The organism is Neobacillus sp. SM06, assembly GCF_050496765.1.
In the GTDB taxonomy this organism is placed as follows: domain Bacteria; phylum Bacillota; class Bacilli; order Bacillales; family Cytobacillaceae; genus JAEVLT01.
Genome location: NZ_JBNWEO010000015.1, coordinates 42,643 through 65,834, shown reverse-complemented (window position 1 = coordinate 65,834; position 23,192 = coordinate 42,643). Strand labels below are relative to the sequence as shown.

At 41.2% G+C, this 23,192-nt stretch carries 28 protein-coding genes; 6 read left to right on the top strand and 22 right to left on the bottom strand.

Annotated elements, in window-relative coordinates:
• Position 1: 1 nt before the first annotated feature.
• Together der and ACQYAD_RS09820 are read right to left on the bottom strand one after the other, a co-directional pair.
• Positions 2 to 1,312 carry a ribosome biogenesis GTPase Der gene (gene der, locus ACQYAD_RS09825; protein WP_430237732.1) on the bottom strand — a complete coding sequence of 437 codons (1,311 nt, stop codon included), beginning with the start codon at positions 1,310 to 1,312 and terminating at the stop codon, positions 2 to 4.
• 268 nt (positions 1,313 to 1,580) lie between these two features.
• Positions 1,581 to 2,189, bottom strand: a complete 609-nt coding sequence (locus ACQYAD_RS09820; RefSeq protein ID WP_430237730.1) for a YphA family membrane protein — start codon at positions 2,187 to 2,189, stop codon at positions 1,581 to 1,583.
• A gap of 110 nt (positions 2,190 to 2,299) precedes the next feature.
• Between ACQYAD_RS09820 and ACQYAD_RS09815 the strand changes: the two genes are divergently transcribed.
• Positions 2,300 to 2,443 (top strand): YpzI family protein, encoded by a 144-nt coding sequence (locus ACQYAD_RS09815; RefSeq protein WP_430237729.1) that lies wholly within the window; start codon positions 2,300 to 2,302, stop codon positions 2,441 to 2,443.
• A 59-nt stretch (positions 2,444 to 2,502) separates the two neighbouring features.
• Here the strand turns inward: ACQYAD_RS09815 and fni are convergent, their stop codons facing one another.
• The 14 genes from fni to ACQYAD_RS09745 all read right to left on the bottom strand — a co-directional run bounded on the left by fni (position 2,503) and on the right by ACQYAD_RS09745 (position 15,471).
• Entirely contained in the window at positions 2,503 to 3,534 is a 1,032-nt protein-coding gene (gene fni, locus ACQYAD_RS09810; protein WP_430237728.1) for a type 2 isopentenyl-diphosphate Delta-isomerase, read from the bottom strand.
• A gap of 12 nt (positions 3,535 to 3,546) precedes the next feature.
• Positions 3,547 to 4,686, bottom strand: a complete 1,140-nt coding sequence (gene rpsA, locus ACQYAD_RS09805; protein ID WP_430237726.1) for a 30S ribosomal protein S1 — start codon at positions 4,684 to 4,686, stop codon at positions 3,547 to 3,549.
• 149 nt (positions 4,687 to 4,835) lie between these two features.
• Entirely contained in the window at positions 4,836 to 5,429 is a 594-nt protein-coding gene (locus ACQYAD_RS09800; RefSeq protein ID WP_430237724.1) for a lysophospholipid acyltransferase family protein, read from the bottom strand.
• Positions 5,426 to 6,106 (bottom strand): (d)CMP kinase, encoded by a 681-nt coding sequence (gene cmk, locus ACQYAD_RS09795; protein WP_430237723.1) that lies wholly within the window; start codon positions 6,104 to 6,106, stop codon positions 5,426 to 5,428. Before cmk ends, ACQYAD_RS09800 begins: the two co-directional genes overlap by 4 nt.
• 190 nt (positions 6,107 to 6,296) lie before the next feature.
• Positions 6,297 to 6,476, bottom strand: coding sequence for a YpfB family protein (locus ACQYAD_RS09790; RefSeq protein WP_430237721.1), 180 nt, complete (start codon positions 6,474 to 6,476; stop codon positions 6,297 to 6,299).
• A gap of 56 nt (positions 6,477 to 6,532) precedes the next feature.
• Entirely contained in the window at positions 6,533 to 7,195 is a 663-nt protein-coding gene (locus tag ACQYAD_RS09785) for a flagellar brake protein (protein WP_430237718.1), read from the bottom strand.
• Positions 7,196 to 7,276: 81 nt separating this feature from the next.
• Positions 7,277 to 8,626, bottom strand: coding sequence for a germination protein YpeB (ypeB, locus tag ACQYAD_RS09780; RefSeq protein WP_430237716.1), 1,350 nt, complete (start codon positions 8,624 to 8,626; stop codon positions 7,277 to 7,279).
• Between the two features lie 13 nt (positions 8,627 to 8,639).
• On the bottom strand, positions 8,640 to 9,485 hold the full coding sequence (sleB, locus tag ACQYAD_RS09775) for a spore cortex-lytic enzyme (RefSeq protein WP_430237714.1): 846 nt from the start codon (positions 9,483 to 9,485) through the stop codon (positions 8,640 to 8,642).
• 117 nt (positions 9,486 to 9,602) lie between these two features.
• Positions 9,603 to 10,559, bottom strand: coding sequence for an asparaginase (locus tag ACQYAD_RS09770; protein WP_430238770.1), 957 nt, complete (start codon positions 10,557 to 10,559; stop codon positions 9,603 to 9,605).
• Between the two features lie 86 nt (positions 10,560 to 10,645).
• Positions 10,646 to 11,617: a YpdA family putative bacillithiol disulfide reductase gene (locus tag ACQYAD_RS09765; protein ID WP_430237711.1), complete on the bottom strand. Its 972-nt coding sequence runs from the start codon at positions 11,615 to 11,617 to the stop codon at positions 10,646 to 10,648.
• Positions 11,618 to 11,713: 96 nt separating this feature from the next.
• A complete protein-coding gene (locus tag ACQYAD_RS09760; protein ID WP_430237709.1) occupies positions 11,714 to 12,991 on the bottom strand; it encodes a Glu/Leu/Phe/Val family dehydrogenase in 1,278 nt (425 codons plus the stop codon).
• Between the two features lie 236 nt (positions 12,992 to 13,227).
• The gene (locus ACQYAD_RS09755) at positions 13,228 to 13,812 is read right to left on the bottom strand and encodes a genetic competence negative regulator (RefSeq protein ID WP_430237706.1); all 585 of its coding nucleotides are present in this window, start codon (positions 13,810 to 13,812) and stop codon (positions 13,228 to 13,230) included.
• A gap of 101 nt (positions 13,813 to 13,913) precedes the next feature.
• Complete coding sequence (locus ACQYAD_RS09750; RefSeq protein ID WP_430237704.1) at positions 13,914 to 14,681, bottom strand: metallophosphoesterase; 768 nt, start codon at positions 14,679 to 14,681, stop codon at positions 13,914 to 13,916.
• 151 nt (positions 14,682 to 14,832) lie between these two features.
• Positions 14,833 to 15,471 (bottom strand): CBS domain-containing protein, encoded by a 639-nt coding sequence (locus ACQYAD_RS09745; protein ID WP_430237702.1) that lies wholly within the window; start codon positions 15,469 to 15,471, stop codon positions 14,833 to 14,835.
• Positions 15,472 to 15,682: 211 nt separating this feature from the next.
• On the opposite strand from ACQYAD_RS09745, the gene ACQYAD_RS09740 reads away from it, so the two are divergent.
• The 3 genes from ACQYAD_RS09740 to ACQYAD_RS09730 are packed head-to-tail and all read left to right on the top strand — an operon-like array spanning position 15,683 to position 16,764.
• Positions 15,683 to 15,913: a spore coat associated protein CotJA gene (locus ACQYAD_RS09740; protein WP_430237701.1), complete on the top strand. Its 231-nt coding sequence runs from the start codon at positions 15,683 to 15,685 to the stop codon at positions 15,911 to 15,913.
• On the top strand, positions 15,910 to 16,170 hold the full coding sequence (locus ACQYAD_RS09735; RefSeq protein WP_430237700.1) for a spore coat protein CotJB: 261 nt from the start codon (positions 15,910 to 15,912) through the stop codon (positions 16,168 to 16,170). The genes ACQYAD_RS09740 and ACQYAD_RS09735 overlap by 4 nt, the downstream gene beginning before the upstream one ends.
• Before the next feature lie 24 nt (positions 16,171 to 16,194).
• Positions 16,195 to 16,764, top strand: coding sequence for a manganese catalase family protein (locus tag ACQYAD_RS09730; protein WP_430237698.1), 570 nt, complete (start codon positions 16,195 to 16,197; stop codon positions 16,762 to 16,764).
• Between the two features lie 28 nt (positions 16,765 to 16,792).
• Here the strand turns inward: ACQYAD_RS09730 and ACQYAD_RS09725 are convergent, their stop codons facing one another.
• The 5 genes from ACQYAD_RS09725 to ACQYAD_RS09705 all read right to left on the bottom strand — a co-directional run bounded on the left by ACQYAD_RS09725 (position 16,793) and on the right by ACQYAD_RS09705 (position 20,932).
• Positions 16,793 to 17,251, bottom strand: coding sequence for a DUF2663 family protein (locus ACQYAD_RS09725; RefSeq protein WP_430237696.1), 459 nt, complete (start codon positions 17,249 to 17,251; stop codon positions 16,793 to 16,795).
• A gap of 102 nt (positions 17,252 to 17,353) precedes the next feature.
• Positions 17,354 to 17,794, bottom strand: coding sequence for a hypothetical protein (locus tag ACQYAD_RS09720; RefSeq protein ID WP_430237695.1), 441 nt, complete (start codon positions 17,792 to 17,794; stop codon positions 17,354 to 17,356).
• Positions 17,795 to 18,394 (bottom strand): CPBP family intramembrane glutamic endopeptidase, encoded by a 600-nt coding sequence (locus tag ACQYAD_RS09715; RefSeq protein WP_430237693.1) that lies wholly within the window; start codon positions 18,392 to 18,394, stop codon positions 17,795 to 17,797.
• Between the two features lie 4 nt (positions 18,395 to 18,398).
• Positions 18,399 to 19,886, bottom strand: a complete 1,488-nt coding sequence (locus ACQYAD_RS09710) for a RecQ family ATP-dependent DNA helicase (RefSeq protein ID WP_430237692.1) — start codon at positions 19,884 to 19,886, stop codon at positions 18,399 to 18,401.
• A complete protein-coding gene (locus ACQYAD_RS09705; protein ID WP_430237690.1) occupies positions 19,880 to 20,932 on the bottom strand; it encodes a helix-turn-helix domain-containing protein in 1,053 nt (350 codons plus the stop codon). The genes ACQYAD_RS09710 and ACQYAD_RS09705 overlap by 7 nt, the downstream gene beginning before the upstream one ends.
• Before the next feature lie 247 nt (positions 20,933 to 21,179).
• Between ACQYAD_RS09705 and ACQYAD_RS09700 the strand changes: the two genes are divergently transcribed.
• The gene (locus tag ACQYAD_RS09700; protein ID WP_430237689.1) at positions 21,180 to 21,428 is read left to right on the top strand and encodes a ferredoxin; all 249 of its coding nucleotides are present in this window, start codon (positions 21,180 to 21,182) and stop codon (positions 21,426 to 21,428) included.
• A gap of 193 nt (positions 21,429 to 21,621) precedes the next feature.
• A complete protein-coding gene (locus ACQYAD_RS09695) occupies positions 21,622 to 22,116 on the top strand; it encodes an inorganic diphosphatase (protein ID WP_430237688.1) in 495 nt (164 codons plus the stop codon).
• Positions 22,117 to 22,180: 64 nt separating this feature from the next.
• On the opposite strand, the gene ACQYAD_RS09690 is transcribed toward ACQYAD_RS09695, so the two are convergent.
• On the bottom strand, positions 22,181 to 23,113 hold the full coding sequence (locus ACQYAD_RS09690; RefSeq protein ID WP_430237687.1) for a LysM peptidoglycan-binding domain-containing protein: 933 nt from the start codon (positions 23,111 to 23,113) through the stop codon (positions 22,181 to 22,183).
• Positions 23,114 to 23,192: the final 79 nt, after the last annotated feature.

Below are 23,192 nucleotides of genomic sequence, written 5' to 3'. Positions count from 1 at the left end.
CTTATTTTCTTTCCCTTGCAAAAATCCGGATGGGTGTACCCTCAAATCCAAAAGCATCGCGGATCCGGTTTTCCAAAAACCGTTCATAGGAAAAGTGCAATAATTCCGGATCATTGACGAAAACCACAAAGGTTGGCGGTTTAACCGAAACTTGGGTAGTATAGTAAATCTTCAGCCGTTTCCCTTTGTCAGTAGGCGTCGGATTCATTGCTACTGCATCCATAATGATATCATTTAATACACTCGTTTCGACCCGCATTGCATGGTTCTCACTCGCCAGATTAATCATTGGCAACAACGTATGGATTCGTTTCTTTGTTTTGGCCGACAAAAACACGATAGGTGCATAGCTGAGAAAGAGAAAATGATCGCGAATTTTTTCTTCAAATTCCTTCATTGTTTTTTCGTCTTTTTCAACAGCATCCCATTTATTGACAACTATTACGACAGCTCGGCCTGCTTCATGAGCATATCCGGCAATTTTTTTATCTTGTTCAATAATTCCTTCTTCTGCATTTATAACAACAAGTACCACATCCGACCGCTCAATCGCTCTTAATGCCCGGAGTACACTGTATTTTTCGGTATTTTCGTATACTTTTCCTTTTTTTCGCATTCCCGCCGTATCAATTATGACATACTTTTCCCCATTATACGTGTAAATGGAGTCAACCGCGTCTCTTGTCGTTCCAGCTATATCGCTGACAATCACTCGTTCTTCACCAAGAATGGCGTTTACTAACGAAGATTTACCAACATTCGGCCGCCCAATTAAGGAAAACTTAATCATGTCGTCATCATAATCCTGCTGATTCGTTTTCGGAAAATGCTTTGCCGCCTCATCAAGAAGATCTCCCAAACCTAGCCCGTGTGACCCGGAGATCGGGATCGGTTCTCCAAATCCAAGGGAGTAGAAATCATAGATCTGATCCCGCATTTCCGGATTATCAATCTTATTGACACCTAATACAACCGGTTTTTTTGACTTATACAAAATCTTGGCTACTTCTTCATCAGCAGCTGTCACACCTTCACGCCCGTTTGTAATAAAAATAATGACATCTGCCTCATCAATCGCAACTTCAGCTTGTTGGCGAATTTGCTCTAAAAAAGGCTCGTCGCCAATATCAATGCCTCCTGTATCAATTACATTAAATTCATGTGTCAGCCATTCTCCCGAACTGTATATCCGGTCACGTGTTACTCCCGGAATATCCTCGACAATGGAGACTCTTTCGCCAACAATCCGATTGAAAATCGTTGATTTACCGACGTTCGGACGGCCAACAATCGCAATCACAGGTTTCACCATTTAAAACCACCCTTTCTCTACTACTAACAACAAATGCTCCATCTATTTTTTTCAACGATAACAAAAGCTATCCGCAGTATCATTTCTAAATTAAATGCCTTTTCGCTAAAGAAACCCTTCCTGAAGAAGAAGGGCTTAACTTTATTATAGTAACAAATGTTAATCCTCTCCCGCAAGAACAAAAGGCGAAAGGATCCTGGTCAGCCCGTCGATTAAGAGCCTTCTCGCCCTTGGTGAGCGCAACATCAACACCTCTTCTTGCGTAGGCTTAAGATGATTTTTCTTTTCCGCGTTCCGCAACATTGATATGCCTTTCAAATAAAACGCTGAAATTCTCCATTCCACTCCAAAGAATCAGCAGCACTGCTGTTAAGGAAAACGAATCCAAATAGGCCAGACCTGCTATTGGATAACCGAAACCATATTTACTTAATATAAAAGCATAGAGAATCTCACCTTGCATCGTTCCGCTGATCAAAATGAAAAGCCGCCCCCAAATATTTTTTTGCAGCAAAATGGCTAAATAACCGAGGATGATGCCCATCATCCACTCTTTTTTTAAAATAAGCCATACTGGATCAAATAGTTCGAACAAGTGGAATGTTACGTAAGCAATCAGGATGATGAAGGAACAAATAAAAAAATAGGCCAAAGATTTCCCTTTCACTTTCTTTGCAGCCATATAGGTGATGATTAATAAAAAAAGACCGCCTGCATACACCTTATTATTTCCGATTGGTATTGAAAAATCAGCCAAGATGATGACGATTAACACAGCAGCAGCCAGTTTTGTCCGAAAAGGATTTTCTTTTTTCATTATAAATGTTATATAAATCCACGAACACCAAAAAAGAAAATAAAACATGGATCCTTCCATACCCTGCATACCTCCTATGTTTTCCATTATCGGTACAACAACAGGAGTTTCATACTTCCCGGAATAATCTTTCCAATCTGCACCATCTTAAAAAGAGGAGGTGTAGGATGATGGGTAAAGATCGTCAGGAAAAAAAACTTAAAGCAAGCAGAAGAGTTGAGTCTGACCGTGATCAGGCCTTGCACTACCCGGGAGCAACAAAGCTGCAAAGCCCGGAAGAAGCCCGCTCAATGAACGATTCCAAAGCGGACTAAAAAGGCAAAAAGCTCTCGCAGCCGCGAGAGCTTTTTACCTTTTTATCTGATGCTGTATTTTATTGTGTCAATCCCTCTTTGTTTAAGCCAATGGTCCGTTTTCCAGCAATGACAAGTGGAGCTTGTTGCAGTTCAGCTACTGTTTTAGTCCCAAGTGCGGTCATGATCAAGGCTAATTCCATATGAAAGGTGTTAATCGCTTCGAGAAGGCCTTCACACCCCTGCTCCAAAAGGATGGTTAAAAAAGCCCCCGCGATCCCGACTGCATCCGCTCCAAGGGCAATGGCTTTCGCTGCATCGAGAGCAGAACGAATTCCTCCTGAACCAATGATTGCCAGTTCCGGCGCACTATCGGCTACCTCTGCAATCGATACTGCAGAAGGAATGCCCCAATCATTAAAGAAGGAAAGAGCTTGACTTCTTCTTCGATTTTCAATTTTTGCAAAGTTGGTGCCACCTGCGCCTCCAATATCAATGATCGTCACTCCAGCAGAGTTCAACGACAAAACGGTTTCGCGGCTCATTCCGAATCCTACTTCTTTTACGATTACAGGGACAGAAACATTTTTTACAATGGTTTCGATTCTTTTCAACGCACCTGTGAAATCGCGATCCCCCTCTGGCATTGTCAATTCCTGAATTACGTTCAAATGCAGCTGCAAAGCGTTTGCTTCGATCATATCAATGGCTCGTTGCGCATGCTCAACCGTTGCTTCACTTCCAAGATTGGCGATGACGATGCCGTTTGGATTGTACTCGCGAACCACTTCGTATGTATATTTTTCCTTGGCATTTTTTAAGGCTGACATTTGCGAACCGACTGCCATTGCTACACCCGACAAATTCGCTGCCTGCGCAAGTCCCTTATTTATTTGGTAAGTCCTCTCACCGCCGCCACCTGTCATGGCATTGATAAAAATTGGCGAACTTAAAGAAAGTTCGCCAATTTTTAAATCGAATTGAATATCGTTCACACTTAAATTCGGCAGGCTTTGGTGGACAAAATGAATGTCAGCAAAAGCTTTCGTATGCTTTTGTTCTTCTTCAGCGGCATAGCGGATGTGATCCCATTTCCGATCTGACCTAGACACGAATTATCACCATTATTTTCGCAGATTCTTTAATTTATCCCCGATCATTTCACCAAGCTGGAAGCCCTTGGATTCTTCCGGCAGCTCGTAATCCAAGTTTTCTTCCACATCTTTTTCCAATAGATCTTTTATACTTAAGGATAAACGCTGTTCTCCTTCATTTACATCAAGGACTTTTACTTTTACTTCCTGTCCTTCTTTCAGTACTTCATGCGGTGTTCCTATATGTTTATGGGCAATTTGGGAAATGTGAACAAGTCCCTCTACTCCAGGGAAGACTTCTACAAACGCACCATAGGAAACAAGGCGCTTGACTGCACCTGTAAGCACACTGCCTTTAGGCGCTCTTTCTGCAACATTCGCCCATGGCCCCGGTAATGTCTCCTTAATGGACAACGAAATTCGCTCATTGTCACGATCCACATTTAAAACCTTTACTTGCACCTTTTGCCCTTCTTGAACAACATCGGCAGGCTTATCAACATGCTCATGGGAAAGCTGGGAGATATGCACAAGGCCGTCAATCCCGCCAAGATCTACAAACGCACCGAAGTCCGTGATCCGCTGAACCGTACCTTCCAGTACCTGTCCAGGAGCAAGGGAGTCAAGAACGGTTTGTTTTTTTCTTCCTTTTTCTTCTTCCACTACTGCACGATGGGATAAAATTAAGCGGTTTTTCTCTTTGTCCAATTCTACAATTTTAAAGGAAAGAGTACGTCCTTTATAGTCGGAGAAATCTTCAACAAAATGGGCTTCAACAAGGGAAGCCGGAACAAAGCCGCGCACACCTAAATCAACTACGAGGCCTCCTTTTACAACATCCTTCACTTCAGCATCGAAAATTTCGCCCTTTCCAAACATTTGCTCCAATTTTTCCCAGGCCTTTTTTGCATCGATTTTGCGCTTTGATAAAATTAGCGCATCTTCTTCTACTTTTAGCACTTCTAGTTCAAGCGCATCTCCTTCAGCAACAGCATCTGATGCTTTTTCAATATGGAGGCTTGAAAGCTCGCTAATCGGAATGATGCCATCAAGCTTGCTATCTTGAATATCGACAATCACTTGTTTCTCTTCTACTTTTGTAACTTTTCCGGTTACAGTGTCACCAATTTCAAAATTTTTAACTTCGATCTGGTTCATATCTTCCGTCATATGTACTCCTCCTTAATCACTTGACTGATAAAAAATATATCTTTTGGTGCATGTCCAACATGCACGCTGGATAAAAAACAGATTCAGCAACAAAAAGAAAATTCAAAAAAAGACCCTTTTAATAAACTTCTTATAAAAGCCTTGTTTTGTCAAGCAGAAAACTGTTTATGCCCAGTAATAAGTTTATGAATTTCGGACATAATTAATTCAGTCGCTTCTTCCGCCGACGCCCTGTTTTTTCTTAATTCATCCATCTCAATCGGTTTTCCATAAACGACTTTTAGTTTCCGGAAAGCCTTATATGGACCGATGATCGCACAAGGAACAACTGCTGCCTGTGAACGCAATGCAAAAAAGCCCGCTCCAGCGAGACCCTTTCCTAGTTCGCCTGTCTTGCTTCTTGTTCCTTCCGGGAACAACCCTAATACATGCCCTTCTTTCAATACATTTAAACCTTTTCGTAACGCTTCACGGTCACTCATTCCTCTTTTCACCGGAAAAGCATTGCATTTTCCAACGATTCCACCTAGTACAGGAACGTTGAACAACTCTTCTTTTGCCATAAAATAAACGGGTCTTGGTGTCGTGATTCCGACTACCGGCGGATCAAAATTATGGATATGGTTCGTGCAGAGAAGCACCCCCCCTTCTTTCGGAAAATTTTCCAGTCCAATAATTTCAATGCGAAATAGAGGCGTGAAAATCGATTTAACAACCGATCGTGCAAATGAATAAAAGGTCATTCATTTTCCATCCTTTCATACACAATGGCCATTATTTTTCCAACAACATCGGAAATGGTAAGCGACGTGGTGTCAATTGCGACTGCATCATCAGCTTTTTTTAAGGGGGCAAATTCCCGTTCTGAATCAATCTGATCCCGTTTAGCAATTTCATCCTTCAACTGTTCAAGATTGGAAGAAAATCCTTTTTGAATGTTTTCCTCATGGCGGCGTTTCGCCCGTTCCTCGACACTGGCAAGTAAGAAGATTTTTACTTCCGCATGCGGCAAAACATAGGTGCCAATATCTCTGCCATCCATCACAACTCCGCCTTCTTTGGCAAATTCCTGTTGCCTTTTCACCATTTCTTTCCGGACTTTCTCTTGTTTGGCCACAAGCGAAACAGAATTGGTCACTTCACTCGTTCGAATTGCCATTGTAACATCTTGATGATCCACATAAACAAGCTGGCCGTTTTCAGATGGAACGAGCTGAATATCGATGGCAAGCAATGCATTTAATAAAGCATTTTCATCCTCAAGGTTCACATGGTCGGCAATTGCTTTATATGTTAAAGCCCGGTACATCGCACCCGTATCGATATAAATATAAGCCAATTTTTCAGCAACAATTTTCGCTACAGTGCTTTTTCCGGCAGCTGCCGGGCCATCTATTGCAATGGATAATTTTTTCTCCATAGTTCCTCCTAAATTCAAAAGCTAGTCAAACACTTTTTACGGCTTTTCCCATTTGTCTGAAGCAAAAATATACAGAATCATTTAGAAAGAAAACGCAAAAAAGCTCACTTATGTATCCCGTTATTTATTGTACCATAAGAACAAATGAACCTGTCTTTTTTCGCTTGCCCTTATTCAAAAAGTGTCAAATTTATTTTCGCTTAAACGTTTCAAGGATTTCCACCTTGGTATTTTCGTTTACCCCTTCATATTTTGCCATTTGCGTCAATTTCGGAAAAGCATTCACCTGATGAAAAAACCATTGTGAAAACAAAAGAACACCAAATTGAATGATCACAACTTTTATCATGATTCTCTCAACTGTTTTCATGCGAACACCCCGCCACTTAATCTATTTCTATTATTCAACCCGATGGCGTTTTTATTCTAGGTGAGAAGCCCCTTCTTCTTGATTTCAAGCTGCCGTTCAAAGCAAAAACGAAGCAGCAGTTGCCGCTCCATATTGGATATGTCATTAAATTGCAATGAAAGTTTGTTCATCGTCTCGTTATAGCGGATGACTCTGACAATTCGGCTTCGAAGCGACAGATAATGGAATTCTCCATTTTGTAATAGAAGTACAATCCATGTTTTAACCATCATATCCGGTTGCAGCGTTATTTCATGCGGAATCAACACAGCAGCGCCCCCTGCGCTAATATCATCCGTAACGGCAGTAAACGGTTCGAATTCATTTCCCAATGGATGGATCGCAACATCCACTGCCGCTTCAATTCGAACATAGTTCCTTCGCTGAATTTTGATTAAACCATCTGAACCCGGATACGTAAGAACAAGCATTGGAATATTGATTTTCACCCGTCCGACAATCTCCGATTTAAACAAATAAACAGAGGTTCCATCTTGGTCAATGAACGTGGCATTCAACTGAGTTCCGTCAAATAAAAAAGCCGTTTTGTTTGTACGTAAATTAATTGGATAGTCTATATAAAGCAAGTTGTCTTTGCGATCGACTATGCGGCATTTCAGCTTTTCAACCTGCTCCGCATTTTTCAGTTCCAATGTTAAACTATCGCCAATTTGGATCATGGCGTACCATCACTTCCTTCCCCCATCCTGCATCCTTATTATTACATTAAAAAAAAAAAGGAAAAGCACTTCTTGCTTCTCCTAGAGAACATCCTTATAAACGGCTTCAGCATTTTTTAATTTTACAACTTGTTCTTCTTGGCCTGTATTCGCATTGATAAAAATCCGGTACGTATCTTCGCCAATCGTGCCTAAAAACTCATAACAAAGAACTTCTTCATTTAAATCATTTACGATTACCGCCTGTCCTTCCTCCATGACTTTCAAGCCGGGATTTAACTTTGTCCGCGCTTGCTCAATTGTCATTGCAGGCGCAGGAAGTTTTCTTTTCTGCAATGATTTTAAGTATTCTTCAGCCGAAAAACCGATAATACTTCCATCGTCTAACGCAACTTTCAGTTTAATCGCTTCAGGATAAATCCGCACATTGTTTTGCTTTGTAACATAATTGAAAACACCTATATTGTCATACTGTGTGCTCTCGTATAGTTCCAACCCTTTAAAACCGGCTTGCTGCAAAAAATCAACCGCCTTTTTACTTGCTTCATTTAAGCTGATCGATTGTTTTTTTACATCCCTTGCATTGATAAACCAAATCGGGTGTCCACCTTTTTTTGTTAGATCCATGCTGGCTTCCATCCCAGTATTTGTGTTTTTTAAAGCAATGCTATAAAAACCATAATTCGAACCTTTGCCGTTTTCCGTTACTTTTACCTTTGTATCTCCATCGAAGTGCAAATATTGCTTTGCAATCTTTACAGCCTCTGTACGAGAAATTCTTTTGCCTTGGACTTTTTTATAATTTAGATCTGTTTTCTTCATATTGGTCATCGTTGGACCAAAATTCGTTTCATCATAGCCGGAAACGGTTTTTTCAACTGTCTTGAATCCATCAATGATCGTATTATCCGCTGCTTCCTTGCCTGAAGCGAGCGCCATTTCCACGTCCATCCAGCGCAGATTATTTTTTAAAACCATATGTTGAACATTGCGGAGCTCATTTTGAATATCCCCGGATTGTTTATAAAGGGTTTGCAATGTCTTGTATTCCTGATCTGAAAGCGGCGTTTTATCCAAATCGCGAACCGCTGTTTTATAACTAAAAGTTCCGATATTCGCCAGAAATTCTTCTGTTTTATTAAACGGCAGCAAGGTTAGCGGCAATTGCCCTACATCCCCGTGTGCTTGCGAAGTGATTCGCCAAACTTCGGCAAGTGCCGGAGAAAGCGACTTCCGCGAATTCATCGCCAGCGTCGTGCCGATTTTGTCATGAAGCAAATCGACTTGATAGGTTAAATCATGAAATGCCCGTTGATAGTTATTTTCAGCATTTAACAGGACCGCATTTTTATCCCGATGCTCCTGGTAACCCCAGTAGGCCGTACCCGCAACACCAAGAGCAAGAATGCCGATTAAAATTCCTCTAATCAAAATAGTTCACCTCTTACTTACAGAATATATGTTTGCCAATTTTTTTGATTTGCGGCCTGCTCCAGATCCAAGGGCTTGTGGCCGTAGCTGGATTAAAATAATACAACGCATCACCTGAAGGATCCCAGCCGTTGATTGCGTCCAACACCGCTTTTTTCGAAGTTTCATTCGGAGTAAGCCAAATTTGCCCATCCGCAACCGCCGTGAAGGCACCTGGCTCAAAAATGACCCCTGAAACTGTGTTTGGAAAAGATGGGCTTTTAACGCGGTTTAAAATGACAGCTGCAACAGCTACTTGGCCAATATAGGGTTCGCCCCTTGATTCACCGTGTACTGCATTTGCCATTAGTTGAATATCGTTTTGCGAGAAGCCGTTCGGTGTATTGGCAGCGGTTGGTTTGTTCGGCTTTGGCGCTTGGTTTGCAGATTGATTGTTATTTGCATTCTTGTTGGCATTTGGCGATGTTTGCTTTTTTAAGTCCACACCGCCATAATAGGTGAATTTCTTTCCTTGGCGGACTTGGTTTTTAACAAACTGTTCATTATATTTACTCGCTTTAACAAGTTTTGCTTTTGTATCTGCGCCTGCAAGGCCATCAACTGGCAGACCGTATTCCTTTTGAAAATTTCTTAACGCCCAATAGGTTCCCCAGCCAAATACGCCGTCAATTTGACCTTTAAAATAACCAATGTATTGGAGTCTTGATTGAAGCTCAATCACATCGTCCCCAACTGCACCACGCTGGATTACTTGATTTGTAAAGGCATAGACTTTGTTTCGTTCCGCGAGCATTGTAAACGGCAGCACACAAAGGGAGAAAAGAATGAATAACTTGAGTATGATTTGTTTCCGATTCATGCAAAGCAACCCCCATGATGTAAAACTTTTGTTCAATGATCCTATTTTTTGTTTGGCAGGAAATTTTATTCAAAAAAAACTCTTCATTTTCGAAATGAAGAGTTTCCTAAAAAAAAATTAAAACTTGATAGCCTCAACCCCACTCGCTAGTGCTGTTGCCAGTTTTATTCTTGCTTTTTTTGAATCGCTGTCACTGCCAAGGATGACGCCTTTTTTATATAAATCATATGCGCTGCCTTCGTAGTCGTATGTTGTGTAGACAGCCCCTTCCTCTGCACTTGTTGTGATCACGATTTTTATCCCTGCTTGGATCGCTTTTTCAATCTCCTCAACCATATCCGGGTGAACTTGCCCGCGGCCGACCCCTTCAAGGATCATTCCTTTTACTCCAGCCTCCCTTGCAGCCTTAATAAACTTTCCATCTGAATTGATATAGCATTTAATAATATCTACAGCTGGAATCGCTGATTGAATGGAATAAAATTCACGTTTTATTGGTTTCTGGAAGACATGGACTTCATCGTTATCAATGATCCCCAAATAACCAAATCCAAAAGCGTTAAATCCTTGGATATTTGAAGCATGCTCTTTTTTTACATACCTCGCGGCAAAGATCCGTTCATTAAATACAACAACCGTTCCTGCACCCTTCAGATCATCTGCACAAGCAGAAAAAATAGCATGGCGCAAATTGATGTAGACATCGCTGCCCAAGTCTTCTGGTGAGCGCTGTGAGCCTGTAACAACAACAGGCCGATCATCCTGGATGGTTAAGTCAAGGAAGTAGGCAGTCTCCTCCATTGTATCTGTTCCATGCGTTACAACAACACCAGAAACATTTTGGTCTCGAAAATAACCTTCAATTTTCTTTTTTAACACAATCCAGTCGTCAAATGTAATATGCATACTAGGTTTTTGAAAAACCGATTCAATAATCACTTCAATATTTTCCGGGAGCTGGCACATAGACGCCAATTCTTCTCCAGTAATAGCTCCTGACGCTAATTTACCTGATTCTTTATTCGGTTTGCTTGCGATGGTTCCACCGGTTGTTAATAAAATAACTTTTTTCAATTTTCTCACCAGCTATCTTTCCTTAATTTTCCTTGTTAGTTTTTGCTTGCAAGCCCGCGATTCGGTTCGAAAGTTCCCCACGGTGCTTATTTTTTCAACTCTTTTGCGGCAATGGCTTTGGCTATTTGTTCGCCATGGAAGCGGCCATTTTCGATAAAAATTTCATTGGCATTGTTTCCAGCCGCAATAACCCCGGCAATAAAAATGCCTTCAATAGTTGTTTCCATTGTCTCTTGGTCATACACAGGTCTTCCAGTCTCTTCGTCAATCGAGATCCCCATTTCTTTTAAAAACGGATGATCCGGGTGGTAGCCAGTCATCGCAAACACAAAATCATTCGCAATGACCTTTTCTTTTCCATCCTTTGTATAATAAACCTTATCTTCCGTAATTCGAATCACCTCCGCCGAAAATTCCATTGCTATTTTTTCATTTCGAACAAGGGACTCAAACTCCGGGAGTATCCACGGTTTTATGCTACTCGAGTAACTGCTTCCCCGGTACAACACCGTCACTCTCGCTCCAGCTTTTACAAGCTCAATTGCTGCATCAACGCTTGAATTTTTCCCGCCGATGACACAAACATCTTGATCAAAATAAGGGTGTGCTTCTTTAAAATAGTGGCTGACCTTTGGCAGTTCTTCACCTGGAACGCCCATCTCGTTTGGATGGTCGTAATAGCCTGTGGCAACGACAACATAGGAAGCAATGTAAATTCCCTTGTCTGTTATGACTTCGAAAAAGTCTCTATTTTTTTCCACTTTATTGACTTTTTCGAAAGAATGGATGCGCAGCTGCTTTCTTAGTGCCACTTCGCGATAGTAGACAAGTGCTTGGTTCCGTTTAGGCTTATATGTTTCAGTAACAAACGGGATGTCGCCAATCTCCAGTTTCTCACTTGTGCTGAAAAAAGTCTGATGTGTTGGGTAGCTGTAAATTGCATTCACAATATTTCCTTTTTCAATGATTAACGGGTTTTTCCCGATCTCTTGTAAAGCAATGGCTGCCGCCATACCGCATGGTCCCGCGCCAATTATAATAACCTCTTCATGCTTCATTTCAATCACTCCTTGAAAATAAAAAACTCCCATCATTTAATGATAGGAGATTTAAGACTTCGTTTCAATGGATATGGTGCCGAATATTTACAAGCTTTAAATCCACCCTCTGAAGCGGCTTGCTTCGGCCATTTTTTTGACACCAACCATGTAGGCTGCAAGGCGCATATCTACCCTGCGGGTGCGCGCTGTTTCGTAAATATTTTTAAAGGACTTTACCATCACTTTTTCCAATCTTTCTTCTACTTCTTCCTCTGTCCAGTAATACCCCTGATTATTCTGAACCCATTCAAAGTACGACACGGTTACACCACCAGCGGAAGCGAGCACATCGGGAACAAGCAATATCCCACGGTCAGTCAGAATTTGAGTAGCTTCCAAGGTTGTCGGGCCGTTGGCTGCTTCAACGACAATGCTGGCACGAATATTATGGGCATTTTCTTCAGTGATCTGATTTTCAATTGCCGCCGGAACGAGGATATCGCATTCAAGCTCTAAAAGTTCCTTGTTTGTAATGGTATTAGTAAAGAGTTTCGTAACCGTTCCAAAACTATCACGTCTGTCAAGAAGATAATCAATATCAAGGCCATCCGGATCATAAAGAGCTCCATATGCATCCGAAATGCCAACGACCTTTGCGCCTGCGTCGTGCATAAATTTTGCCAAATAACTTCCTGCATTACCGAACCCTTGGACAACAACCCTGGCTCCCTTTAGCTCAAGTCCTTTCCTTTTTGCAGCCTCGCGAATGCAGATGGTAACGCCTTTGGCAGTTGCCGATTCTCTCCCGTGTGAACCGCCAAGAACAAGCGGTTTTCCGGTAATAAATCCTGGAGAGTTGAATTCATCAATTCGGCTGTATTCATCCATCATCCAAGCCATTATTTGTGAATTTGTGAAAACATCCGGTGCAGGTATATCTTTCGTAGGCCCTACGATTTGGCTGATTGCGCGTACATAGCCGCGGCTCAGTCTTTCAAGTTCGCGGAAGGACATATCCCGCGGATCACAAACAATGCCGCCTTTTCCTCCTCCGTAAGGTAAATCGACAATACCGCATTTTAAACTCATCCAAATGGAAAGTGCCTTTACCTCTTTCTCTGTCACACCCGGGTGGAAGCGAATTCCACCTTTTGTCGGTCCCACTGCATCATTGTGCTGGGCACGGTAGCCTGTAAAAATTTTGATCGAACCATCGTCCATTCTAATGGGAATTTTCACCGTCATCATACGCAGCGGCTCTTTTAAGAGCTCATATACTTCTTCTGGATAACCAAGCTTTTGTAAAGCCTTATGAATAACCGTCTGTGTTGACTTTAACACATCGTGCTTTTCCTCGTGATTTTGCTGTTCTGTACCATTCTCGGCTACCATCTGTAAACCTCCTAAAGAAATCACTTTTACGAATGTTGTCCGCTTTCAGACACAAGTATACACGTTTGCTTGATTTATGCAAGATGAAATACGCACATTTCAACGATTTTGAACAGGTTTATGTAAACGCTGCCACATCGTGTGTTGTATCCTGTTTGCGGATCGGTACAAAAATGCTGCTACCCTTTATTTTTTAACAAAAAAAACGATAGAACCGGCATTAGCCAGGGGAGCCCTTAGCCAAAATAGTGATAAATGGTTTCTATCGCTTGATTTTCAATGATTTTTTTCCCATATTCAGAAAGAACATGCGGGCTTAAAATTGATGCATCCCCATATTCAGATAATATTGAAGCTGTTTTTTCCAGTTCATCTGGGTGGACATCCTTGAAAAATAAATAATACCGTTCTTCATAACCGTACAAACATCCGCCACCAATATTCATCGGCAGCAGCCGTTTGGAAAGCTCAATAACCTCTTCAATACTATCAAAAGTATATAAAAGACCCTCGTTTTCTTCACCCATTACGTGCATGTCGAGAAAGCTGTCATATAGTAACATTTCTTCTTCCCCGCCAATATCATCAACTGTAATAATCATAATCATCCCCTGAGCCTGGATCGAAAAAATCTCGACAGCCACAGAACCATGAAAGTCAACATCAAATTCTTCACTTGCTTCTTCCAGCATATCGTGAAAAAGTTGGCGCCATTTCATCGAATCAACCCAAATATCTTCCTTTGTCAATCCTCTGTCGTAAAGATCATCGGTCGTTAAAAAAATTTTAATTTTATTGGATGTTAAGCGTTCCAGCCGCATATTTTTGCCCCCTGCCGTGACATTTCTATAATCTTTAGTTTATGTCACCGCAAAAGGTTGGTGAATTGTCTATTCACCAATTCATCATGGTCTTCACATTTTTACCGGGTGTTTCGAATCGTAACCAGGTGGCATTCAGCAGGTGCTCCTAATCTTAATGGGACTGCGGTTGTTCCGTAGCCATTGCTGATCAACAAAGTGGTATGTTTTTGTTTTTTGATGGATCCCCGCTCATACGGACTATAGCCAAGAAGATGAATTTGACCACCATGCGTATGGCCGCTGAGTACGAGCCGAATCTTATGCTCCGGCAAAATTTTTTCGGCAATGTTTGGATAATGACAGGCCAGGATCTTAAAACTATCCTCTTCTGCATCCATGAGGGCTAAGTCAATTCGATCCCGTTGCTGATTTAAGTCATCGACTCCGAGAAGACTGATTTTTTCGCCTTGTTCCGACTCGAAAATGACTGCCGTATTATCCAAAATTTTCACACCGCTTTCAAGCAACACAGCATCGAGTTCATGGTAGTCCCCCTCATAATCATTATTGCCCCAAACAAAATAAACCGGACCGAGCATTTTTAATTTTTCCAGATTGGCTCGGACGCGATGGATCGGTACTCCTTTTTCCGTTAGATCCCCGCCAATGACAACAAAATCGGCTTTTCCGCTTACATCCGCAATGATTTTATTTGAAATCGTGCGGCGGTGGACATCAGAAATAAAAAAAATCGAAATTTCCCTTAAGGTGGACGGGAAATCAGGAAAGGCAAGTTCATGTTTGATCACACGGTTTAAAAACGCTTCCCACACCATTCTCGATAGAAGCAAACAAGCCCCGGCTCCAATCATCAGCAAAAACACCATTGCAAATCGCCCCTTTTCATGGTAAAAATCTATCATGAAACAAAGGAACAAGCAAACAAAAGCACAAGCAACGTCATCCTCCCAACTTAGACATTAGCAAAAAAACTTCCCGTACCGATGTATGGGAAGTTCCTTGATTGTTTCTTTTGGATTACTCCAAATCTTCTTGAATACTTAAAATTCGAAAGCCGTGTTCTTCCAACTTTTTCGTAAACCGGTCAAGGTTTTGATTTTTTTCTACTTTCATCACAATTCTTCTTACAAGCTTATCCGTTTCATCAAACGTTACAAGCGAAATAATTTGTTCTTGAAAATGATGGGCAATTTCCGCCAGCCTGGCAATTCGGCCCTCTGTCTCTACTGTGGTGAATGCAATACGGACTCCAGGACGGTTGACACCAAAAGCGCTTCGAAACTGATCAAGAACATCTGCTCGTGTAAGGATGCCCAGAAATTTCCTTTTCGTGTCTACGACAGCGAGTAAGGGAAAATCCTTTAAGTCAAGAAGCGTTTTTTCAAAAATTTCCCCGCCCTCTAAAAATTGTTCAGAATGGATAGCAATATCCGCTACCATTGTTTCGTTCAGAAAAGATTCTTTTTGTTTACCGGAAAGAAAAAAACGCTCATAGATTGAATATCTTGTCATAATTCCTGCGTATTCATCGCCATTTAAAACTGGAAGGCCGTCAATCTTGTGTGTTTCAAGTTTTTCCAATGCTACTTTAAGCGGTTGATCATGCTCAACCGTAACACAATGATGCTTCGGAATCATCAGGCTTTTTACAAACATTTCCATCACCTCAACATAAAATCCTACCTCGTTACTATATTCCACAAATCCTGGCAAATCCCTTTCCTGTGCGAAAAATAATGACATGAATACATAAAAAGGACATAAAATGAAGTGATGGAAAGGATGCATGCCAGTAAATCGCGCCAGAAAAATTCGTATTTGATCAAAACTCCCCATTTTTCTGATGCGAACAAAAAGGAGGGCAATGATGTATACCCATCATAAGACGTATGAACCTTATATCAGTCCATTTGATCCCTGCATGCCAATGAAAACAAAAACGTATTCTACTCCCCCGCATTTATACTTGGGATATCAGCAGCCGAACCTACAGCAGTTTACTCCAGCAGAAGCACTAAAGGCAGGAACTCTTTGGAAACCATTTTATGACCCCTTTTACAGTCCTTACGAACGAACACAGGAGGGGGATCTGTCATGAAGCAAGTCCCGGCTGAGTATTATCAATTAATGGAACAACTGCAAACAGTAGACTTTGTTCTAGTCGAACTTACTCTTTATTTAGATACCCACCCAAACGATTTTGAAGCCATTAATCAATTTAACCACTATGCAAAAGAACGTAAAAAAATCAAAAAGTCGTTTGAAAGCCAATTTGGGCCGTTGCTGCAGTATGGCAACAGTTATTCCGGCTATCCATGGAATTGGAGCGATTCCCCTTGGCCTTGGCAAGTATAGATCCAAAAAGGAGGGAAGAAACACATGTGGGTTTATGAAAAAAAACTGCAGTACCCGGTACGAGTCAGTACTTGCAACCCTACTCTTGCCAAATTTCTCATCGAACAATATGGCGGTGCTGACGGCGAGCTGGCTGCAGCGCTAAGGTACTTAAATCAGCGCTATACCATTCCGGATAAAGTAATTGGGCTGTTAACGGATATTGGAACAGAAGAATTTGCCCACCTAGAAATGATTGCAACGATGGTCTATAAATTAACAAAAGATGCTACTCCTGAGCAAATGAAAGCGGCTGGCCTGGATGGTCATTATGCTGATCACGACAAAGCACTGTTTTATCATAATGCTGCCGGTATTCCTTGGACGGCCACGTATATTCAAGCAAAAGGTGATCCAATTGCGGATCTGTACGAAGATATCGCTGCCGAAGAAAAAGCACGGGCTACCTACCAGTGGCTGATTAATTTAAGCGATGACCCTGACTTAAACGATGGCCTCCGCTTTTTGAGGGAAAGAGAAATTATCCATTCCCAGCGTTTTCGCGAGGCTGTCGAAATTTTGAAAGACGACCGTGAACAGAAGAAGGTTTTTTAATGATTAAAGAAGCAGTTTAAGCTGCTTCTTATTTTTTTTGGTGGTAAAGATTAATATCAAAAATTTTTTTCATCTGTTCAAAAACAACATGGCGATTTTTCCATTCTTCCTCAGTCCCCCATAAATCCTTACTGCGTTCAACAATTTCACATCGCAATTCATGAAATTCTTTTTCTGCTTTATCCATCTTTTCTTTTAACAAGTTCATCCATCCGTACATTCCAATTGTAATAAACAGGAATATTAGATTATTTGAATCTTGCACAAATGCCGAAAACATGGCAGCAAATGAATAGGAGTATACTTTAGCAATGGTAAAATATAAATAATTAATATAAATAAAAGCAAGAATGAATGTTCCCCAAATCGCCAAATTATGGCGTTGTTTATACTTGTCAAACTTCTTTTTTCTTTTTATCACATTTTCAAGGATTTTCTTTGTTGCTTTATCCATTTTATCATCAAACAGCAAAATAGGCGTTTCCACATGGTCCCCTCCATTTCCCCTTCTAAACTTTATGAACTTGTCCGTTAAAGTAGAACAAAAAACCGATCATTTGCTGATCGGCTTTTCTGTGAGCGATAGTATTTAACTTGTGGGATTCGGTGAGGCAGGAGCAGGATTTTCATTTGGTTTTGTTTCGTTTTTTCCAGCATTATCTGGTTGTTGCTGGCTGTCCGGCTTAGCAGTTTTCTCTTTTTGACTCTTTGGCTTTTTTTCCGGTTTTGCTTTTTCAAATTTAATGGTTTCGTAGCCTTTTGAATCAACTGTTGCTTTTACGGCTTTTCCATTTTTCGAACCGCTAAAGTATGAATAAACACTAAAGCTGACAATCGGCAGCAAAATAAAAAATAACACGAGTAACCGAATGACGGGATATTTCAGCTTCCATTTCGTCCTTTTACGTTGATGACGGTGCAATTCGCTTCGAGGGGGCAAGCTGGCAGCTTGATTTTTCGTCTCCTGAACTTTTTCAATTCGCTTGCGCAAACGTTCAGCCTGGTCTCTATATGGATTTTCCTTATTCATTCAGCACCCCTGCCTGTTCTTGTTCGTTTTTTTACACTTCCATCTCAAATAAATACCTAAAAGAAAATCGATGAAAAAATGCATTACAATTGTTACCGCTAAATTATTCGTCAACCAAAAAACGATACCGATAAAAAAGCTGAGCAGTACAACATCCACTAATAAAAACCAGTTAAATAAATAACGAAAATGAATCACAGCAAACAGGATGCTTGCTGCCATCAAGCCAAATTTAACTTGGATGATGCCGCGGAAAAGCGATTCTTCACTAATGGCCACAAGCAGCGCAATAAAGGCAATGTGCCCGATCGATCGGTTTCGAAAAATCCTTTCGTTTAAGCCCCCATCATCATAAAAAGAATTCGGCAGCACTTTCATTAAAAGGATGTCAATGACGACAACCAAAACGCCTGCACTTGCACCTACCGTAATAATATTTCGATCATCCAAACGAATATGACGAAAAAAAGCGAATGGCTCAAACAAAATCATTCCGAGGACGAGTGTTATTCCGAACAGAATGGCTTGAGTGACGTACAAATGAAACAGCAATTCTCGATCAGTTAATTCATTTACCATATCCGTGTATTTCTTTTTCATTTAATCAACTCTCATTTACTAAAATCTTGCGCAAATAGTTCTTCCAACTAACCGGCTCGTCTTTAGCGGGCTTCAACGGTTTTGCCTCGTACATCTCTAAATCAATTCCGCAATGATCACAGCAGTTGGCTACTTTCGTTCCAACCGTTTCATTAAAGTAGTCGAGGATCATTTCCCGCCTGCACCGCTTAGCCTCCACCCATTTTTTCACGTTCGCAATATTGGTTTTCTTTATACTCAGCCGTCTTTCCACATATTGTTCCATTCTTCTTTGTATTTCTTCTAGGTTGGAAAGAGGGAAAGGGACGCCATTTAAAAATTCTTCCATCAGTCGCAGCTGGGTTTCGGAAAAACCGCCCATCTCCAGCAGCTCCTTTTGCATAAAGGAAAGATTGTCTGGTCTTTGTTCTTTTATATAGCGAAAGACCCAGTCTATTTGCCAATTGGCCGGTAACTCGCTTTCAACGAGCTGGATTGGCAGCTGCTCGTCTCCAGGAGAATAAAGCAAAATGGCAATGCTCGGAAGTCCATCACGTCCTGCTCTGCCAATTTCCTGCAGATAGGACTCGATTTGAAGCGGCATATGAAAATGAATGACAAAGCGGACATTCTCTTTGTTAATTCCCATTCCAAAAGCACTTGTTGCACAAATGATGTCAAGCTGATGATGGATAAATTGCTGCTGTATCAGTGTCCGTTGTTCCTGATCCAGTCCGCCATGGTACGCCATCACCCTGCCAAGTCCATTCTCTCTTAAAAATTGCGCCATTTGATCCGCTATTTTCTTGCTGGAAAAATAAATAATGCCCGGTTTTTCCAAATTTTGCGCATACTCCAAGGTATGCATCTGCTTTTCCAGATAATCGCTTGTCTGCACAATTGAAAAGGCAATCGTCGGCCGATCAACCGTTGATTCAATTTTCGCAGCATCATGCAGCTGAAGCGAGCGCAAAATGTCTTCACGTACTTCTTTCGTGGCTGTTGCCGTAAGAGCAAGGGTTAAGGGAGAACCCAACTGCCGCCGGATTTCTCCCAATTTTAAATAGTCCGGGCGAAAATCATAGCCCCATTGAGAGATGCAGTGCGCTTCATCAACGACGAAAAGTGATATCGAAAGCATTTTCAGTTTTTTCAGCACAGGCTCGGTCTGAAGCATTTCCGGAGAAATAAAGATAAATTTGTAGTTTTCCAGCTCTTTGAGTGCCATTCTTCTTTCCGTTCCAGTCAAAAACGAATTTAAAGCGATCACCCGTTTTTCTTTAAACTTCATCATTTGTTCGACCTGATCCTGCATCAAAGACAAAAGTGGTGATACAATAATTACTGCACCGTCGAAGAGATAACCTGGGAGTTGATAACAAAGCGATTTGCCTGTACCAGTCGGCAGCATTGCCAGCGTATGCTTCCCGGCTAAAATCGAGGCTATTGTTTCTTTTTGTCCTTTCTTAAACGACCGGTAGCCAAAATACTTTTCTAATATCTCCTCTAACATTGAGCCACACCATACTTCGCCAGCACAAGCCGGATTTCAAAATAATTTGCCGTTTGTACGGTATTTCGAATTTGCTTTAATTGCCTGCTGCCCCCTTGCCTTGCAGCAAGGAGAATCTTCTCTTGGACCGGTTTCTCAATATAATGATCGATGGAGAATTGTTCATCATTAAGAGCAATTTCAACAACGTGATCTTCTATTGTACTTATTTTTAGCCCGCGAATGTTCGCAATTTCTTCCAGGGAATATCCTTGATAAAGAAACGATTGTGTTCGCCTTGCGGAAAGGGTCAGTGACTGATCGGGGTTTAAATCGGCTGCTAGACGGGAAAGCAGCGGGTATGCCTTTGCGTTTTCGGCCAGCTGACGGATCATATAATGCAGTAAGGTTGCAAATTTTATGTGATAGCTTGGCAAATCCAATTGCAGCGAATCAGCTGCCTGCGAAGAAGTTAAGCCAATCTGCTGATGCCCTGTAAACCGGACAACGAGGATATGAGGGTCCGGGACGTTAGGATTTTCAAGACAGGCAACCAGTTCTTCATAAAGCTTTCGTCCGATTACAGCTCTTGGATAACCGCTTGTTCGCAGAAAATGTTTCAGCCATTCATGAGCGTTTTTATTTTTTTGAATGGGAAGATAATTCGTTTCCCTTTTTACTAGGTTCGAGATAACTTGTACAAGTAAGGACAGTCTTTCCCAAAACAGACCTGTTTGTTGGTATTTCCATCCGTTTAACCAAGCAAGAGAGTGATTGTTTTTCAAAAAAGATTCCAATTCGATTTTTCCTTGTGCCGATAAGATAAAGCGTTGATCTCCGGCTTGTTCTAGGACTCCTCGATTGAAGGCTGTGCCAACCCATTCTTCAAGCATTTCACGAGTGATAGGATGATAGACGCCAAAATATTTTTTGATTCCATATAAGTGTGCATCTTGAATGGTTTGTGAAGATTTTTTTCCTTTGAATAGGTGATAAATGGAATAGATCGTTCTTTCTCCATTTAATTGGTAAAGGCAATATAAAATGATTCCCTCTATTAACTTCATCCATTTCACACCTTTCGATCCTATTCTTCATTTTTCACTCATTATTTTAGCACGAAATTTGCCATTCGGTTGTTAAAAATTGATCAGTTGCAAAGAATCGAGATATTTATCCCTCTTATGAATAAGCAATTTTCTATTGAAAAGTTCTTGATTCAGTTTTACAATAAGATTGGGAATTGCGTTTCCATTCAAAAAATGGAATTGCAGTAAGCAGTACATATGTTTATAAACTCGGGAGGTTTTTTCCATGGCAAAGTACACAATCGTTGACAAAGAAACTTGCATTGCCTGCGGTGCATGCGGAGCAGCAGCACCTGATATTTACGATTACGATGATGAAGGCATTGCATATGTAACATTGGATGAAAATCAAGGAATTGTTGAAATTCCTGATGTGTTAATTGACGACATGATGGATGCGTTTGAAGGCTGCCCTACAGACTCTATTAAAGTAGCTGATGAATCATTTGACGGTAATCCAAACAAGTTCGAGTAAGCCTGCTTAGAAAACGAATATAGTTAAGCTCTTGCCCCCATTGCTTTGGGGGTATTTTTCTGCCCAAAACAATGGCTTACTTCTTTTTACCCAATCCATCTTTTAAAGGTTGCTCTCTTAAATTTATTTGCAGCCGAAAGCCCATTCAACTATAATAGTAAAGCATATGTACATAAAAAGGAGGAAAAATAGAATGGCTTTTGAAAACAAAGTAGTTGAAGCATTTATTGAAATACCAACTGGAAGCCAAAATAAGTACGAATTTGATAAAGAGCGCGGGATTTTCAAACTGGACCGCGTCCTGTTTTCACCTATGTTCTACCCTGCAGAGTACGGCTATCTTGAAAATACGTTAGCACTTGATGGAGACCCGCTAGATATTCTTGTACTTGTGACAAATCCCACTTTCCCTGGTTGCGTTATCGATACAAGAGTAATTGGTTTCTTAAATATGATTGACAGCGGTGAAGAAGATGCAAAGCTAATCGGGGTTCCGGTGGAAGACCCCCGTTTTGAAGACATTCGTTCACTGGAGGATCTGCCGCAGCATAAACTGAAAGAAATCGCCCATTTCTTCGAACGCTATAAAGACTTACAAGGCAAAAAAACAGAAATTGGTGCATGGGAAGGTCCAGAAGCTGCTGCAAAATTAATCGAAGAGTGCAAAGCACGTTATCAAGCGAAATAGGCGAAGCTTCGCTGATGTATGACCAAATAAAAAGGCGCATGCCCCGAGTCGGGTGCGCCTTTTTCTATTTTGTTATGGTTAAAACTTGATTAGGTAAAATCTGGTCAGATGAAAGTTTATTACGTTCTTTTATTTTCTCGATTGAGACATGATATTGTCTGGAAATGGATGACAGGGTATCCCCTTCTTTAACGGTATATTGGTTTTCTACTTTATTTTTTACAATTAGCTTTGCACCTATCGTGATCGTGGATCCCGTTAAATGATTAAGCTGCTGAAGTTCGTGTACATTCAGTTGAAATTTTTCAGCAATCGACCACAAGGTATCACCGTTTTTTACAAGATAAGCTTGCTGCTGCGAAGTGGTGGATGGATTTTGTTTGAGCACTTCGGACACGAAGGTTTGCTTTTCTGCTTGATCGCGTAAATGGGAACTAGCTTCCAAAACAGGCTGCCCTTCTTTCACTGCCCCCGCCTGAACAACATCTCCCATCTTTGCATTTCCTAGCAGCCCTTCCGGATCAAGCGCGTACTTCTTGTCAAACGTCCATTCACTCTTATGTGTTTCAAAGTGAAGATGAACGCCTGTTGCTTGTCCAGTCATCCCCATTTTTCCAATGATTTCTCCCTTTTTTACTCTCTGCCCCTCATTGGCGAGCCGGCTGCTTAGATGAGCATATACTGTCACATATCCGCTCGGATGGTTAACAAAGACAACATTCCCGTATGTATCAGAATAATAAGATTTTTCAACGGTGCCTGCTTCAACGGCAAAAATAGGCGAATTCAATTCGCCCGCAATGTCAAGACCTTTATGTTTTCCTTGTCTCGTGCCAAAGGTGTCAGAAATGACTCCATCAGCTGGCCAAATCCATTGGCTTTTTTCCGGATTAGGGTTTAGCATACTTGCTTGTGGATGTCTTCCACCTAAAAATAACAAGCTGACAAAAATCGCCATAATGCCAGCAATTAAAAACCTCTTTATGTAGTCACGCATCCTATTCCTCCTTCATCTTGTCCCTTTTTCACAATATGAAAGCTTGGACCCATTTAGAACTTAGACTAATAAGGCTTCA